General features: G+C 73.0%; 14 protein-coding genes and 1 pseudogene. 9 read left to right on the top strand and 6 right to left on the bottom strand.

Annotated elements, in window-relative coordinates; translation table 11 throughout:
• Window positions 1–41: 41 nt before the first annotated feature.
• Together ACQP09_RS20500 and ACQP09_RS20495 are read right to left on the bottom strand one after the other, a co-directional pair.
• Window positions 42–1637: a hypothetical protein gene (locus ACQP09_RS20500; RefSeq protein WP_433401762.1), complete on the bottom strand. Its 1596-nt coding sequence runs from the start codon at window positions 1635–1637 to the stop codon at window positions 42–44.
• A gap of 172 nt (window positions 1638–1809) precedes the next feature.
• Window positions 1810–3192, bottom strand: coding sequence for a transcriptional regulator (locus tag ACQP09_RS20495; RefSeq protein ID WP_433401761.1), 1383 nt, complete (start codon window positions 3190–3192; stop codon window positions 1810–1812).
• A 290-nt stretch (window positions 3193–3482) separates the two neighbouring features.
• On the opposite strand from ACQP09_RS20495, the gene ACQP09_RS20490 reads away from it, so the two are divergent.
• From ACQP09_RS20490 to ACQP09_RS20475, 4 genes are read left to right on the top strand one after another with little or no spacing between them, the layout of a single operon-like run.
• Window positions 3483–4160, top strand: a complete 678-nt coding sequence (locus ACQP09_RS20490) for a bifunctional DNA primase/polymerase (RefSeq protein WP_433401759.1) — start codon at window positions 3483–3485, stop codon at window positions 4158–4160.
• A 60-nt stretch (window positions 4161–4220) separates the two neighbouring features.
• On the top strand, window positions 4221–5057 hold the full coding sequence (locus ACQP09_RS20485; protein WP_433401757.1) for an ABC transporter ATP-binding protein: 837 nt from the start codon (window positions 4221–4223) through the stop codon (window positions 5055–5057).
• Complete coding sequence (locus ACQP09_RS20480) at window positions 5054–6691, top strand: transporter (RefSeq protein WP_433401755.1); 1638 nt, start codon at window positions 5054–5056, stop codon at window positions 6689–6691. The genes ACQP09_RS20485 and ACQP09_RS20480 overlap by 4 nt, the downstream gene beginning before the upstream one ends.
• On the top strand, window positions 6688–7212 hold the full coding sequence (locus tag ACQP09_RS20475) for a hypothetical protein (RefSeq protein ID WP_433401754.1): 525 nt from the start codon (window positions 6688–6690) through the stop codon (window positions 7210–7212). Before ACQP09_RS20480 ends, ACQP09_RS20475 begins: the two co-directional genes overlap by 4 nt.
• Here ACQP09_RS20475 and ACQP09_RS20470 read toward each other — a convergent pair.
• Together ACQP09_RS20470 and ACQP09_RS20465 are read right to left on the bottom strand one after the other, a co-directional pair.
• Complete coding sequence (locus ACQP09_RS20470; RefSeq protein WP_433401753.1) at window positions 7116–8024, bottom strand: alpha/beta fold hydrolase; 909 nt, start codon at window positions 8022–8024, stop codon at window positions 7116–7118. The genes ACQP09_RS20475 and ACQP09_RS20470 overlap by 97 nt on opposite strands.
• 627 nt (window positions 8025–8651) lie before the next feature.
• Window positions 8652–9344, bottom strand: coding sequence for a metal-dependent transcriptional regulator (locus ACQP09_RS20465; RefSeq protein WP_432147331.1), 693 nt, complete (start codon window positions 9342–9344; stop codon window positions 8652–8654).
• A gap of 218 nt (window positions 9345–9562) precedes the next feature.
• Between ACQP09_RS20465 and ACQP09_RS20460 the strand changes: the two genes are divergently transcribed.
• Window positions 9563–10318, top strand: coding sequence for an SIS domain-containing protein (locus ACQP09_RS20460; protein WP_433401751.1), 756 nt, complete (start codon window positions 9563–9565; stop codon window positions 10316–10318).
• 54 nt (window positions 10319–10372) lie between these two features.
• Here ACQP09_RS20460 and ACQP09_RS20455 read toward each other — a convergent pair whose 3' ends face one another.
• Both ACQP09_RS20455 and ACQP09_RS20450 read right to left on the bottom strand, forming a co-directional pair.
• Entirely contained in the window at window positions 10373–11539 is a 1167-nt protein-coding gene (locus ACQP09_RS20455; RefSeq protein ID WP_433401749.1) for a sensor histidine kinase, read from the bottom strand.
• Window positions 11536–12222 carry a response regulator transcription factor gene (locus ACQP09_RS20450; RefSeq protein WP_433401747.1) on the bottom strand — a complete coding sequence of 229 codons (687 nt, stop codon included), beginning with the start codon at window positions 12220–12222 and terminating at the stop codon, window positions 11536–11538. Before ACQP09_RS20450 ends, ACQP09_RS20455 begins: the two co-directional genes overlap by 4 nt.
• Before the next feature lie 118 nt (window positions 12223–12340).
• On the opposite strand from ACQP09_RS20450, the gene ACQP09_RS20445 reads away from it, so the two are divergent.
• The 4 genes and pseudogenes from ACQP09_RS20445 to ACQP09_RS20430 all read left to right on the top strand — a co-directional run bounded on the left by ACQP09_RS20445 (window position 12341) and on the right by ACQP09_RS20430 (window position 16015).
• Complete coding sequence (locus ACQP09_RS20445; protein WP_433401745.1) at window positions 12341–12856, top strand: hypothetical protein; 516 nt, start codon at window positions 12341–12343, stop codon at window positions 12854–12856.
• On the top strand, window positions 12853–13920 hold the full coding sequence (locus ACQP09_RS20440) for an efflux RND transporter periplasmic adaptor subunit (RefSeq protein ID WP_433401743.1): 1068 nt from the start codon (window positions 12853–12855) through the stop codon (window positions 13918–13920). The genes ACQP09_RS20445 and ACQP09_RS20440 overlap by 4 nt, the downstream gene beginning before the upstream one ends.
• Window positions 13917–14618 (top strand): annotated as a pseudogene (locus tag ACQP09_RS20435) (ABC transporter ATP-binding protein); the annotation flags it as partial. The gene ACQP09_RS20440 and the pseudogene ACQP09_RS20435, both read left to right, overlap by 4 nt.
• A gap of 188 nt (window positions 14619–14806) precedes the next feature.
• Complete coding sequence (locus ACQP09_RS20430; protein WP_433401741.1) at window positions 14807–16015, top strand: ABC transporter permease; 1209 nt, start codon at window positions 14807–14809, stop codon at window positions 16013–16015.
• Window positions 16016–16157: the final 142 nt, after the last annotated feature.

The raw sequence follows: 16157 nt of genomic DNA, 5'->3' as shown, positions 1-16157 counted from the left end.
CGGTCGGCCGACCGCACCCACCGGGCAGGGGCTGTCCACGGTCAGAGCTCGACCGGTGAGTGCTTGGTCAGGCCGTACTTCCCGGCGATGGCGTTCCAGAGCCCGGAGGCCTCCTGCTTGGCCTTGGTCGCCACGCCGCTCTGCTCGTTGGCGCGGGCCGTCTCGCCGGTCGACTTGGCCTGGCCGCCCTTGCAGACGCTCTTGTTCTTCTTCGCCTGCCGGGCCCAGGCGGCGTAGTGGTCGTCGGCCGCGGCGGAGGCCTTCCACGCCTTCGTCAGCGAGGAGTTGAGCGCTTGGTGCCGCGGCAGCTGGTCCAGGGTGAGCCCCTCCAGCCGGGTCACCAGGTCACGGCGCTGCTGGGCGGCGTCCTTGAGGTCGGTGTTCGCCTGGTCCAGGTCCTTGCAGGACTTGATCTTCTCCACCGCGCTGATCACCGCGGCCCGGCTGTTGTTGCTGTCGGCGAGCAGCTTGTCCAGCGCCTCGGCCTGCGGCTTGGCCGGGTCGACGGCGGCCTTCGTGGTGGGGGCGGTGGTGGGCGGTGAACTCTGCGAGGCGATCGGCTGCTTGTCGTCCTTGGCCGGCTCGTCGCCGCTCATGCTCCACCAGGCGCCCGCGCCGAGCCCGATGACCGCGCAGCCGACGACGACCGCGGCGATGAGCGGGATGTGGGCCGAGCGCCTGCGCGGGGCGTCGCCGCCGTCGTCGTCGTACCGGGGCGGCTCGGCGGGGCCGCCGCCGTGCGGGCCCTGGAGCCCGGACCGGTAGCCCCCTTGCGGCGCCTGGGGCGGCAGCTGACCGCCGGGGCCCGGGTAGCCGTAACCCTGCTGGGGCGGCGGCTGCTGGTCGTACTGCTGCTGCGGTATCTGCGGTATCTGCTGGGTGGCGCCCGCCGGCTCCTCCGTACGGAACAGGTTGTCGAACTCCGCGGGCGGCTGCCGGTCGTCCGGCGCGCCGGACGCTGCCGGTGCGCCCGGTGTGCCCGGCCTGATGCCGTACGGGGCTCCGCCCGGCACCGGCGGTATGTACTGCGTGGCGTCCGCGTCGCCACCGCCGGGAACGGGAGCGATGTACTGCGTCGCGTCGGCGTCACCACCGGGGAGGCCTTGGCCGGGGGCGGGACCGGCGCCGGCCCCGCTCCCGGCTTCCGGCGGGAGCGGCTGCGCGTAAGGCTGGGGCTGGTGGTGCTGGGGCTGGTGGTGCTGCGGCTGCTGATGCGGGTACTGCTGGTGCTGCTGGTACGGGTCGGAGTGCTGCGCCTGCTGCTGCGGCTGCTGGTACGCGCCCGCGCCGCTCTGCCCGTACGCCTGGCCGTACTGCTCGCCGTACTGCTGTCCCTGCGCGGGCGGCAGCGGCTGGGACTGGGGCTGCTGGTGGGCCTGCTGCGGGTATCCGTACGCGCCCGCTGCCTGGCCGCCCGGCTGTCCCGGCGCGTCGGACTCCGGCCCCCAGGGCCGGCCCCACGGCTGGCCGCCCGCGGGCGCGGCCTGCCCGGCCTGCTGCCCGCCCTGGTCGCCGGTGGGCGCCCCCGGGATCCAGGGGGCGCCGCCGTCGGAGGGCAGCACGACACCTTCGTGCGCGGGTCGTCCGGCGGGGGGCTGTTGCTCGCCGCCCTGTCCGCCCTGTCCGCTCTGCGTCACCGGGACTCCTACGTGTGAACCAACGGAATCGTCGGCTCACGCTATCGGGTGGCCGCCCGCCTCCGCCAAGCGCGTGGTCCCCCTCACCACCCCTTCACAGGCCCGGTAACGCCCAGCGCCCGCAGAACGCTGTTAACGGCCGGCCCACCGCGGAGACCGTGAACACCACCTCTCACGCCGCCTGGAGCTCCAGCCGCTCGCCGAACTCCCGGACCGCCGGCTCCTGTCCATACGGCGCCAACCGCTGCTGGAGGTCGTCGAGATACTCGGCACCCCGGCTGGAGCGCACCGTCCCGAGCAGCTCCATCGCCCGCGTCCCGGTGTGGCAGGCGCGCTCCACCTCGCGCTGCTGGACCTGGGCCGAGGCGAGCAGCACGAGCCCGATGCCCCGGCGCCTGGCCCGGGTCTCCGGCAGGGCGGCCAGCGCCTCCTTGGCCCGCTTGGCGGCCTCCGGCGCCTGGTTCAGGTCGCGGTGGCAGTGGGCCAGCTCGTCCGCGAGGTACCCGTGGTCGAAGTGGGCGATCCAGTCCGGGTCGTCGCCGCTCTCCGGGTCGGCCTGCTCCAGCGCGGCGACCGCCCGGGCCGTCACCACCTGGCAGGTGCGGGCGTCGCCGAGCAGCGCGTGGCCCCGGGCCTCCGCCGCGTAGAACATGGCCTGGGCACGGGGCGTGACCTGGCCGCGGGCGCCTTCCTGGGCGGCGCGGGCGAGTTGGGCGATCTCGCGCGGGTTGCCGAGCTGGGCGGCGAGGTGGCTCATCGAGGCGGCGAGCACATAGCCGCCGTACGCTCGGTCGCCGGCGGCCTGGGCGAGCCGCAGGGCCTGGATGTAGTAGCGCTGGGCGAGGCCGGGCTGGCCGGTGTCGACCGCCATGTACCCGCCGAGTTCGGTGAGACGGGCGACGGCGGCGAACAGCTCGCGGCCGACCTGTTCGCGGTACGCCCCCGAAAGCAGGCCGGAGACCACGCTGTTGAGGTAGTGCACGAGGACCGGGCGGACATGGCCGCTGCCGAAGCGGTGGTCGAGGTCGGTGAGCGCGGTGGTCATCGCCTGGACCGCCGCCACGTCCGCCTTCCCGACGCGGGCCCCGGCGACCCGTTCGACCTGCGGGTCCTTGCCGGAGATCAGCCAGTCGCGGCTGGGCTCGACGAGGGCGGAGGCGGCGACGGAGGAGCCGGTGAGCAGATCGCGGCGGCCGACGTCGCTGCGCCAGAGCTCGCAGACCTGCTCGATCGCCCCGGCGACGGTCGGTGCGTACTGCAGGCCCACGCCGGAGGCCAGGTTCTTGCCGTTGGCCATGCCGATCTCGTCGATCGTGACCGTACGGCCCAGCTTGCGGCCGATCGCCTCGGCGATGATGCCCGGGGCCCGGCCCCGGGGTTGCTGTCCGCGCAGCCAGCGGGCCACGGACGTCTTGTCGTACCGCAGATCGAGACCGCGCTCGGCCCCGACCATGTTGACGCGGCGCGCGAGGCCCGCGTTGGAACAGGCGGCTTCCTGGATGAGCGTCTGGAGCCGTTCGTTGGGCTGGCGGGCTACGAGAGGCCTTGCTGCCATATTTCCCCCTGGAACAGTCTGAAAATACCTGGATACGCAGATACATGGATACGCGGTGATCGATGGAAGCATCACTGCCCGTCACACACTCAAGAAATGCGCATATTCCATCGGCATTCGGTACGGGTACGGCAAGTTGTCCGGCCCTGGAGGGCTCTACCCGCCCCTCGCTCCCCCGCCTCACGCGCGCCCCCGTCCGTGCACCGATGCGCCCCGCGTGCGGAATCGATGCACCGTGACCGGCTCGCGCGCGCCCGTAACCCCGAGTGAGGCTGGGAGTTGAGCTGGACGTGGAAGAGCCCATCGGAGTCACGGAAGCCGCACAGGTCCCTCAGCAGCGGGGCGAGCCTCTGCTCGACGCCGCGGTGCGGTATGCGGAAGAGCGCCATTGGGACGTGTTCCCCGGCACCTGGCTGGAGGCGGTGGAGGGCCGGGAGCGCTGCTCCTGCGGCGACGCGGCCTGCCCGCTGCCCGGCGCGCACGCGGACCGGCCGGACTGGGCGGGCCAGGCGACCGGCAGCGGGGCCGCGGCCCGGCGCATGTGGTCCCGGCAGCCGCGCGCCTCGGTGCTCCTGCCGACCGGCCGCGCGTTCGACGCGCTGGAGGTGCCGGAGTCGGCGGGGTTCCTGGCACTGGCCCGGATGGAGCGGATGGACCTGACGCTCGGCCCCGTCACCTGCACACCCGACCGCCGGATGCTCTTCTTCGTGCTGCCGGGCGGAGCGGGCAAGGCCTCCGAACTGGTGCGCGCGCTCGGCTGGAACGCGGAGGCGATCGATCTGACCGGCCGCGGCGAGGGCCACTACATCGCGGCCCCGCCCACCCGGGTCGGCGGCCGCGGAGCCGTGCAGTGGGCCCGCAAGCCCACGCACGTCAACCGCTGGCTGCCCGATGTGGACGAGGTGGTCAGCCCGCTGGCGTACGCCTGCGCACGCGAGGCGGCGGACGCCCGGACCCGCGTCTCGTAGCTCCTGGCAGGCCTTTCGTAGGGTGGTCCCCATCTAGCGGGGATATCGAAAGGCTGTGCCATGCCGGACCAGGCGGATGCACGTGACATGACAGGCGCGGACGTGACGGCGGGCGGGGCGCGAACCGCGCCCCCCGCTGTCCGCGTACAGGGGCTGTGGAAGCGGTTCGGGGAGCAGGTCGCCGTCTCGGGGATCGATCTGGAGCTGCCGGCGGGCAAGTTCATCGGGCTGGTGGGGCCGAACGGGGCGGGCAAGACGACGACGCTCTCCATGGTCACCGGGCTGCTGCGGCCCGACATGGGGAAGATCGAGGTCGCGGGCCACGACGTGTGGAGCGACCCGGTCGCGGTGAAGTCGCGGATCGGGGTGCTGCCCGAGGGGCTGCGGCTCTTCGAGCGGCTGTCGGGGCGCGAACTGCTCGCGTACAACGGGCGGTTGCGCGGGCTGCCGGGCGACGAGGTCGACAAGCGGGCCGCGCAGCTCCTCGACGTACTGGATCTGGCCGGTTCGCAGCACAAGCTGGTCGTCGACTACTCGACCGGGATGCGGAAGAAGATCGGGCTCGCCGCCGCTCTCCTCCACAACCCGGAAGTGCTCTTCCTGGACGAGCCGTTCGAAGGCGTGGACCCGGTGTCGGCGCAGACGATCCGGGGGGTGCTGGAGCGGTACACGCGGTCCGGGGCGACCGTGGTCTTCTCCAGCCATGTGATGGAGCTGGTCGAGTCGCTCTGCGACTGGGTCGCCGTGATGGCGGCGGGCCGGATCAAGGCGCAGGGCACGCTGGAGGAGGTGCGGGGCGACGCGCCGTCGCTGCAGAACGCTTTCCTCGAACTGGTCGGCGCGGGCGGCCGGGACACCTCCGGCGACGCGCTCGACTGGCTGGGCGGCACCCGATGAGCGTGCTCGACGCCCCGGTCACCGCCGCCGCTCCGGCGCCTCCCGTGACGGGCCTGACCTCCACCTTCGTACGGCTCAAGCTGACGCTCCTGCGCAACGGACTACGGCAGTCCAGCGGGCGCAAAGCCGCGTTCATCATCTCGCTCGTCTTCACGCTGCTGCTCGCGGCGGGCCAGGTCCTCGGCCTCGTCCTGCTGCGCGGCGACGCGCACGCCGGCACGGTCGTGGTGCTGCTGACGGCCGTCGTGGCGCTCGGCTGGGCGGTGCTGCCGCTCTTCTTCCCGAGCGGCGACGACACCCTCGACCCGACCCGGCTGGTGATGCTGCCGCTGCGGCCGCAGCCGCTGGTCCGGGCGCTGCTGGTCTCCTCGATGATCGGGATCGGGCCGCTGTTCACGCTCTGCCTGGTGCTCGGCTCGGTCCTCGCGCTGGCGCACGGACCGGCGGGCGTGGTGTTCGCGGTGCTCGCGGTCCCGCTGACGATGCTGCTGTGCGTGGCGCTGTCGCGGGCCGTCGCCACCGCCAACGTACGGCTGCTCAACTCCCGCAAGGGCCGGGACCTGGCGGTGCTCAGCGGGCTGGTGATCGCGGTGGGCATCCAGTTCGTCAACTTCGGCGCGCAGCGGCTCGGCCAGGCCGGCGGGCTCTCCGCGCTGGATCCGGCGGCGGACGTGGCGCGCTGGCTGCCGGGCGCCTCGGCGATAGCGGCGGTGGACGCGGCGTCGAAGGGGTCGTACGGGGTCGCGGCCGCGCAGGTGCTGGTCACGGTGGTGGCCCTGGGGGCGCTGGTGTGGCTGTGGCAGCGGGGACTGGTGAAGCTGATGACCGCACCGGACGGGTCGACGCTGGCCGCCGCCGGACCGGCCCGCAAGGAGTCGCGGCGCACCGGGCTCTCCGGGCTGCTGCCGGAGGGGCGTACGGGCACGGTCGTGCAGCGCAGCCTGCGGTACATCGCCCGGGACCCGAAGACCAAGGCGGCCTGGGTGACGGCGCTGGCGATCGGCGCGATCGTGCCGCTGCTCAACGCGCTCCAGGGCACCGGCTCGATCTACTTCGCCTGCTTCGCCGCCGGGATGCTCGGCATGCAGATGTACAACCAGTTCGGCCAGGACACCTCCGCCTTCTGGATGGTGGCCCTGACGATCTCCTCGGCCCGGGACGCGTACGTCGAACTGCGGGGGCGCGCAGTGGCGTTGCTGCTGATCACGCTCCCGTACACGGTGCTGGTGTGCGTGGCGACGGCGGCGCTCCTGGGCAGCTGGCGGACGCTGCCGAGTGCGCTCGGGATCTCCTTCGCGCTGCTGGGCTCGATGCTGGCGATCGGGGCGGTGGCCTCGGCGCTGTTCCCGTACTCGATCCCGCAGGAGGGCGCGTTCAAGAACGTGGCGCCCGGGCAGGGCGGGCTGGCGTGGATCTCCATCCTCGGCGGCATGCTGGCCGCGCCGGTGCTGGCCGGTCCGGTGATCGGGCTGACGATCTGGCTGCGGGTGGCGGACCACCATGACGCGCTGTGGCTGGTCGTTCCGGCCGGTGCGGTGTACGGGGCGCTCATCGGGTGGGCGGGTCTGCGCATCGCGGCCCCGCGCACGGCGAACCGGCTGCCGGAGATCCTGGCGGCGGTGAGCAAGGGGTGAAGTCTCCCTCCGTCCGGCGACGGTTGGCGCCGGCCCTCGTCATCGCCCAACTGGCCTACCTGGTGCTGATGCAGCTCGCCTTCACGTTCCTGGCCCCCGAGTCCGCCGAGCCGCGCTCCGAGGAATCCGCCCGGACCGCACTGCTGGGCTACGGGGCCACCGTGGCAGCGGTGGCGGTGGTCCTGGCGGGCGGCGCGCTGATGCTGGCCTCGTCCCGGGCGAGCGCCAGGGTGCCGCGCCCGGTGCGAGCGGCCCTGCTCGTCCTGCTCGGCCTGGTGGAACTGGGCATCGCGGCGGCCTTTCTCCGCTCGGCCGTCACCGGTTCCCTCGGACCGGACACCCTGATCGCGGGGGTGGCCGTGGTGGTCAGCGGGTGTGTCGCGGCCGCCTGTGTCCAGGGGCTGCGTACGCAGCCGGACGGGTCCTACGGGGCGACCGGCTCGCGGTCGCCGCGGGGGTCCTCCGCGAGCTGTTCCAGGAACGGCTCCACCGCCGCCCGCCACCCTTCCGGCTGGTCGTAGTGGACGAGGTGGCCCGCGTCGGCCACCTCCGCGTACTGGCCGCGCGGCAGCACCCGCACCATCTCCTGCGCCTCGGCCCGGCCCAGCTCGCCGTCGAGCCCGCGCAGCACCAGCGCGGGGCAGCGCACCTGCGCCAGCTCCTCCCAGTGCGCGTCGTAGACCCAGGTGGCGCGGGAGCTGAGCATCTGGCTGCGGGAGAAGACCGGGCGCCAGCCGTCCTCCGTCTCCGTCATCACCTCGGCGTAGAACTCGCCGCGCATGGGGTTCGGCCGCTCCACCCACGGGTCGTCCTCGCCGAACCATCTCCGTACGTCGGCGAGCGTGGCGAAGGGCAGTGGCCAGGACGCGAACCAGTCGCTCCACTCGCGCTGCGAGGCCGCGCCGAGCGCGGAGGCCCGCATGTCGCAGATGACGACCGCGCGGACCAGGTCGGGGCGCTTGGCGGCGAGCTGCCAGCCGGTGAGCGCTCCCATGGCGTGGCCGACGACGGTGACGGGCCCGAGGTCCAGCTGTTCGATCGCGGCCTCGGCGTCGGCGACGTACGCGTCGCGGGTGTACGGGCCGTCGGCCGGCTTGTCGCTGCGGCCGTGGCCCCGCTGGTCGAGGCCGACCGCGCGGTACCGCTCGGAGAGCCAGCGGGCGGTGGGGGCCCAGTGCGAGGCTCGGCCCATCAGCCCGTGCAGCAGTAAGACACCGGGGGCGCGGTCCGCTCCCGCGCGGTCGGCCCCCGCCCGCTCCTTGGGCGGATCCGCGAACTCCCATGCCGCGAGGCGTACGCCGTCGGATCCGGTCACATCGATGCGCCGCACCATGGTCCTGGCACCCCCTTCTGGTCCTCGGTCACCGCGTGGTGGCGTCGCCAGACTATCGAACTCTTATTCGAAAACAGGGATCCGCCGCTCAACACCCCACGTTCGAGTGACACGCGACGAGGATTGCCGCCGACCGGCCTGGGGAGATCTTCAACGGGAGGCGGACCGCTCGGGGACAGGGGTCCGCAGGGAATGACCTTGAGAGCTCGGGGCTCCAGGTCAGCACAGGGGAGGACCGGCCCCGGCGCCTTAGGGCGCCGGGGCCGACCCGTGTTCACGACAACGATGGCAGAGCACGGCGCGGCCATCGCAAGACCATCCCTGACCAGGGCATCTCGGGCCAGGGCATCGCGGACCATGGCAGCCACCGGTCGGCGTGCATGCCGGTAAGACGGGCGCATTCCCTGCTCCCTCCCCGACCGTGCCGACCGCATCCGGTCCGGCACCCTCAGGTCATATGCCTGGCCTCAGCCTGGCACGCGATCGCCCCGCCCGCTGAGAGTTCAGCGCTTTCCCTGCCCACCCCAGCCCGTCCGGCGTTCGAGGACGGAAGCCTCACGCCGGGGAGCGGCGCCCCGACCAGCACCCCAGCACCACAGGGCCCAAGACGCCAAAGCCCTCAGCGCGTCACTTCTTGGCGACGAACACGTGCGAAGCCACCTCCGTGTCCAGCTCCGCCGCCTCGCCGCTGGACCCGACCAGCACCCCGCCCGGCGACTCCGTCACGCTGACCACGGACCCGGGCTGGACCCCGGCCCGCCGCAGCGTGTACATCAGCTGGGCGTCCGTCTGGATCGGCTCCCCGATCCGCCGCACGACCACGGTCTTGCCCTCCGCGCCCGGGTCGAGCTCGGCCAGGCTCACCATGGAGTCGTCCAGGAACGGATCGGCCTCCGCCTTCTCGCCCAGCTCCTCCAGACCCGGGATCGGATTCCCGTACGGAGACTCCGTCGGGTGCCGCAGCAGCTCCAGCACCCGCCGCTCCACGGCCTCGCTCATCACGTGCTCCCAGCGACAGGCCTCGGCGTGGACCTGCTCCCACTCCAGGCCGATCACGTCGACCAGCAGGCACTCGGCGAGCCGGTGCTTGCGCATCACCCGCGTCGCCAGCCGGCGGCCCTCCTCGGTCAGCTCCAGATGGCGGTCCCCCGCGACCTGGACCAGTCCGTCGCGCTCCATGCGGGCCACCGTCTGGCTGACCGTCGGACCGCTCTGGTCCAGCCGTTCGGCGATCCGGGCGCGCATGGGGACCACGCCTTCCTCTTCGAGTTCGAGGATGGTGCGGAGATACATCTCCGTGGTGTCGATCAGTCCGGACATACATGCCCCTCGATGCTGTGACAGAAAATCGTCGTGCGATGGCCCTGCACCAATTCTGACGCATAGCGCCGACAACCGTGCCGCGTCGGCCGAAGCCGTACGCCGGAGGCCGCCGGGCGCTATTGACAGGCCACTGGTCCAGACCGCAACGTGATCCGCGGCACAGCCATTCCCGCCCCGCCGAAACCCCTCGCGATCCCGTCGAAAGGCTCTCCCCGATGAGCGACAGCAAGCTGGCCGGCCAGTTCTTCGATGCGGCGATCGGCCTGCTGCAGCGGGTACGGGACGAGGAGTCGGCGAGCATCGCGGCGGCCGGGGCGGCCATCGCCGACACCGTCGAGGCGGGCGGCCGGCTCTTCGCGTACGGCGCGGGCCACTCCTCGCTCGCCGCCCAGGACGTCGTCTACCGGGCGGGCGGGCTGGCCCTGATGAACCTGCTCACCGTGCCCGGCACCACCGGCGTGGACGTCATGCCCGCCACCCTCGGATCGGCGTTGGAGCGGGTGGACGGACTGGCCTCGGCGGTCCTGGACTCCAGCCCGGCGGCCGCCGGCGACGTGCTCGTCATCATTTCGCTCTCCGGCCGCAACGCGCTCCCGGTCGAGATGGCGCAGAACGCCCGGGCCCTCGGGCTGAAGGTGATCGGCGTGACCTCGGTGGCGTACGCGGAGAACACCCGCTCCCGGCACGCCTCGGGCGGATTTCTGCGCGACCACTGCGACATCGTGCTGGACAGCAAGATCGCGATCGGCGACGCCGAACTGAGCGCACCCGGCATCGAGGCGCCCTTCGCGCCCGCCTCCACCGTCGTGACCAGCGCGATCATGCAGTCGATGATGGCGGCGGCGTCCGAGGCGCTGGTGGCCCGGGGCATCGAGCCGCCGCTCCTGCGCTCGGGGAACGTGGACGGCGGCCACGACTGGAACGGCCGGGTCATGACGGAGTACCGGGAGCGGATCTTCTACCGCCACTGAGGTCCGCACTACGCGCAGGTAGGCGGATCTTCTACCGCCACTGAGCCCCGGACCTTATGCACAGGTGGGCAGCGTCACCCGGGCCGTCAGTCCGCCGCCCGGGTTCGCCGTCGCGCCGACGTCACCGCCGTGCGCCCGGGCCACCGACGCCACGATGGAGAGCCCGAGCCCCGCGCCCTCGCCCGGTGCGTGGCGGCGGGCCTGCGCGCGGCGGAACGGCTCGAACAGCAGCGGTACGGCCGCCGGGTCCACCACGGGCCCCGTGTTGGCGACCTCCAGGCCGCCCGGGCCGACCCGGACCCGTACGGTCCCGCCGGGATGGTTGTGGCGCAGCGCGTTGGCGACCAGGTTGTGCACGAGGTGGTCCAGGAGGACCGGGTCGCCCTGGACGCTGACCGGCCGGGCCTCCACGTCGACGGTGACGGCCCGCTCCGCCGCCTCCGCCGCCAGCGCCTCGGTGACCGTGGTGGTGGTGGCGTCCAGGCCGACCCGTTCGCGCCGCCGCAGCCCCTCGTCGGAGACCGCGAGGAGCAGCAGGCCCTCGATGAGCTGCTCGCTGTTGTCGGCGGTGTCGATGAGCTTGTCCCGGATCCAGGCGACCTTCTCGGGCGGCGGGTCGTCGGCGAGCCCGATCTCGGCGGCGGCCCGCTGCACGGCGAGCGGGGTGCGCAGTTCGTGGGCGGCGTTGGCGGCGAACCGCTGGCGGGCGGCGACCAGTTGCTCGATCCGGTCGAGCATCCCGTCGAAGGTGTCGGCCAGCTCCTTGAGCTCGCCGGGCGGGGCCTGGAGCGCGATCCGCTCGTGGAGGTTGGAGCCGGAGAGCCGGCGGGCCCGGGCGGTGATGACGCCGACGGGCCGCAGCACCCGGCCCGCCATCCACCAGGCGAGCGCGACGGAGAGCGCCGAGTAGACGGCGAGGGAGATCCCGGAGACGGTGAGGAGCCGGCTGAGCGCGGCGTCCCCGGCGGCGGTGGAGACCTTCCGCGCGACGGCGTACTGGCCGGGCTGGATGACGGTGGTCTGCGCCCAGTCGGAGGAGGGCAGCGCGGGGGCGGAGGCCTCGTTCAGCTGGTAGGTGGGGACGGCGGGGGCGACGGCGGTCATGACGGTGCTGTAGAGCCCGTCGCTGACGAGTACGTAGACGAGCCCCATGAGCAGGACTCCGGCCAGCACCAGCAGGCCGCCGTAGAGCGCGGTGAGCCGCGCGCGCTCGTTGTTCACGGGGCGTCGCCGCCCGCCATGGGTCGGTCGCCGATGCGGTAGCCGGCGCCCGGCACGGTCTCGATCACGGGTGGCGCCCCCAGTTTCGTACGGAGTTTGGAGAGGGTGACCCGGACGGCGTTGGTGCGGTAGCTGGTGTCCTCCTCCCACACCTCCTCGATCAGGTCGTCGCCGCTGACGACGGCGCCCTCGGCCCGCAGGAGCGTCTCCAGCACGGCGAACTCCTTGCGGGAGAGTGAAAGGAAGCGGCCGTCGCGGCAGACCTGGCGGCGGGCGGTGTCGAGCGTCAGCCCGGCCCGTTCCAGGACCGGCGGGAGGGCCGGGCGGGAGCGGCGGCCGAGCGCGAGGACCCGGGCGAGGAGTTCGTCGTACGCGAACGGCTTGGTCAGGTAGTCGTCGGCACCGAGCCCGAGGCCGGCCACCCGGTCCCGTACGGTCCCCGAGGCGGTGAGCATCAGGATCCGGGTCAGCAGGCGGGCGGCGACGACCCGGCGGCAGACCTCGTCGCCATGCAGGCCCGGCAGGTCGCGGTCGAGGATCATCACGTCGTACACGCCGAACCGGAGCTTCTCCAGCGCGGTCGGCCCGTCCGGCGCGATGTCCACCGCGACGGCGTCACGGCGCAGCCCCTCGGCGATCATCCCCGCCAGGAACTCCTCGTCCTCCACCACCAGCACGCGCATGGGGTTCTGTGTACCTGAAAGCGATGTTTCGCCGGTGTAAGCACCGGCGCTGAGAGAAACGAAACCGGCTCCTCGCCCACGCTCGGGCCGTCCCTTCCGACGTCCCGAGGAGCCCTCCATGACCGTTCTCACCGCACTCACCGCGCGGCGGCGCACCGTCGCCGCCGCCTGTCTGCTCGCCACGACCGTCGTCCTGTCCGCCACGGCCTGTTCGGGCGACGGAGCCGGCGGGACGAAGAGCAGTGGATCTTCTTCCGGGACCGAGAAGACGGAGGAGGACCAGGCGCTGGAGCACCGCACGTGCCTCCGCGAGCAGGGCCTGGACATCCCGGAGCCGAAGCCGGGCGAGAACGGCATGGGCGTGACCATCGACGGCGGGTCGAAGAGCAAGCAGCAGATGGAGAAGGCGTTCAAGGCCTGCCAGGACAAGGCGGTCGGCGGCGGACCCAAGGAGCTGAGCCAGGCGGAGAAGGACAAGATGGTCGCCTTCGCCCGGTGCATGCGGAAGAACGGCTTCGACATGCCGGACCCGAAGTTCGACGGCGGGGCGATGCAGGCGGCGCCCGCGCTGAAGGCCGAAGACATGAAGAAGTTCGAGAAGGCCAACAAGGCGTGCGAGAGCGTGGCTCGATGAGGCGCGGACGGGCGGTCGCGGCGGTGGCGGCGGTGCTCGCCGTGACCGCCGGGACCATCGCGGTCACCCAGCTCGGCGGCGGCAGCGGCGGTACGGAGTCGGCGGGCGCGAAGAACACCGGCCTGCCGCCGGCCACCGCCCCGGTCGAACGCGGCGACCTGCGCGACAGCGCCCAGGCGGACGGGACCCTCGGCTACGACCGGCAGCGCAAGATCAACGCGGGTGCGGCGGGCACGCTGACCTGGACCCCGCGCACCGGCTCGACGGTCGAGCGGAACGAGCGGCTGTACGAGATCGACGGCCGGGCGGTCCGGCTGCTGTACGGGTCGGGCCCCATGTACCGGACCCTGAAGCCGGGCGACGAGGGCCGGGACGTCGAGCAGCTGGAACGCAACCTCGCCGCCCTCGGCTACACCGGCTTCACCCCGGACACCGAGTACACCGAGCTGACGGCGGCCGCCGTCAAGCGCTGGCAGAAGGCGCACGGCGGGAAGCAGACGGGCACGGTCGGCCCGCGGGACGTCGCGTTCGCCCCCGGCAAGGTCCGGATCAAGAGCGTGGCGGCGGCCGTCGGCGATCTGGCCCAGCCCGGCGCACCGGTCCTGACCACGACCGGCTCCGAGCGCATCGTGACCTTCGAACTCGACGTGGCGGAGAGCCAGTTGGCCAAGGCCGGCACCAAGGTCACCGTCGAGCTGCCCGACGGCACCAGTGCGCCCGGCACGGTCTCCTCGGTCGGCCGGACGGCGAAGCCCGGCAAGGACCCGCAGGACGGCAGCCCGAAGGTGACCTTGACCGTCTCCTTCGACCGGCCGGAGAAGGTCGGCGGCTTCGACCAGTCGCCGGTGACGGTGAACCTGACCGGCGAGACCCGCGAGGACGTGCTGACGGTCCCGGTGAACGCGCTCCTGGCGCTGCCCGGTGGCGGCTTCGGGGTGGAGGTGGTGAGCGGTGGTGCGGTCCGCGAGGTGAAGGTGGAGCTCGGCATGTTCGCGGAGGGCCGGGTCGAGGTGTCGGGCGGCGGGCTGCGCGAGGGCATGAAGGTCGGGGTGCCGAAGATATGAGCGACGCCGCACCTGTGAATGACGCCGCACCGGCGAATACGGTCGTCGGCCTGCGGGGCGTGACCAAGGAGTACGCGGGCGGGGTCACGGCCCTGCGCGGGGTGGACCTGACCGTGGCGGAGGGTGAACTCCTCGCCATCGTCGGCCCGTCCGGCTCCGGCAAGTCCACGCTGCTGCACATCATCGGCACCCTGGACCGCCCGACCGCCGGCTCCGTCCACATCGCGGGCCACGACGTGGCGGCCCTGACCGACCGCCGCCTCTCCGCGCTGCGCGCCCAGCACGTGGGCTTCGTCTTCCAGGCGTTCCACCTGGTCCCGGGCGTCTCGGCCCGCGACAACGTGGCGGAGGGCCTGCTCTACTCCGGCCTCCCCCGCTCCGTACGCCGCCGCAAGGCCGCCGAGGCGCTGGACCGGGTCGGCCTCGCGGACCGCCTGGACCACCGGCCGCACCAGCTCTCGGGCGGCCAGAAGCAGCGGGTCGCCATCGCGCGGGCGGTGGTCGGCGAGCCCGCGCTGCTGCTGGCCGACGAGCCGACGGGCGCGCTCGACACGGCGTCGGGTGCGGCGGTGATGGAGCTGCTGCGGGACCTGAACCGGGAGGGGGCGACGATCGCGGTGATCACGCATGACACGGAGATCGCGGGGAGCCTGCCGCGCGAGGTGCGGATCAGGGACGGCGAGGTGGTGGCGGACGTACGGAACCTCGCGTCCGTCGCGTCCGTCGCGTCCGTCGCGTCCGTCGCGTCCGTCGCGTCCGTCGCGTCCGTCGCGTCCGTCGCGTCCGTCGCGTCCGTCGCGTCCGTCGCGTCCGTCGCGTCCGTCGCTTCCGTCGCTTCCGTCGCTTCCGTCGCTTCCGTGGCTTCCGTGGCGACGGGGGCGGAGCTGTGAGCCGCGCGGGACGGGGCCGCCTCAAGGCGGCCCGCCTGGGCCCCCGGGACGTCCTCCACGTCGGCTCGTCCGGCCTGCGCAGCCGCCCGATGCGGGTCGTACTCTCGGCCCTGGGCATCGCCATCGGGATCGCGACGATGATCGCGGTGGTCGGCATCTCCGCCTCCAGCCAGGCCAAACTCCTCCGCGAACTCGACACGTTGGGCACCAACCTGCTGGTGGCCTCGCCCGGCGACTCGATGTTCGCCGGGGAGGAGGTGCATCTCCCGGAGGGCTCGGTGGGGATGGTCGGCCGGATCAAGGGCGTCCAGGAGGTGGGTGCCACCGCCGACCTGGACGCGACCGCACGCCGCAACGAGAAGATCGACGAGGACGATACGGGCGGGATCACGGTCAAGGCGACGACGGCCGACCTCCTCCGCGTCCTGCGCGGCGAGGTCAGCAGCGGCAGCTGGCTCAACGCGGCGACCGGCCGCTACCCGTCGGTCGTCCTCGGCCACGTCTCGGCCGAGCGCCTCGGCATCACCAAGCCCGGCCAGCAGGTATGGATAGGCGACCGCTACTTCACCGTCACCGGCATCCTGGCCCCGCTCCCGCTGGCCCCCGAGATCGAGCGCTCCGCGCTGGTCGGCTGGGAGGGCGCGAAGCGCCTGCTGGACTTCGCGGGCCACCCGACGTCGATCTACGAGCGGTCGGACGACGCGGCGGTGCGGGACGTACGGAAGGTGATGGCGGCGACGGTCGACCCGCAGAACCCGCAGAACGTGAAGGTCACCGACCCGTCGTCGGCGCTGCGCGCGAAGGCGGCGACGGAGGGCGCGTTCAGCAGCCTGCTGCTGGGCCTGGGCGGCATCGCGCTGCTGGTCGGAGGCGTAGGAGTGGCCAACACCATGATCATCTCGGTCCTGGAACGCCGGTACGAGATCGGCCTGCGCCGCTCGCTGGGCGCGACCCGGGGCCAGATCAGGATCCAGTTCGTCACGGAGTCCCTGATGCTGTCGGGCCTCGGCGGCCTGGCGGGGGTCGCGCTGGGCGCGGCGGCGACGGGGGCGTACGCGCACACGGGCGGGCTGCCATGGGTGGTCCCGCTCTGGGCGGTCGCCGGAGGCTTCGGCGCGACGCTGGTGATCGGCACGGTGGCGGGCCTCTACCCGGCGGTGCGGGCGTCCCGGCTGTCCCCGACGCTGGCGCTGCACGCGGCGTGAGGGGGAATCCGGCAATCCCTGGCCGGTGCGGGCGCGCGAGGCGCGTGCCGCCGTATCCGGAGATTGCCGGAATCAGGAAGGCAGCGGCTCCCTCCGCTGCCCGCTCCCGCCCTGGTTCGGCAGGCCGGGCCCGGCGAATACT

Source organism: Streptomyces sp. CA-146814, from assembly GCF_050942385.1.
Lineage (GTDB): Bacteria > Actinomycetota > Actinomycetes > Streptomycetales > Streptomycetaceae > Streptomyces.
Note: the sequence above shows the minus strand (reverse complement) of the source record. Positions and strands in the feature narration are given on the sequence as shown.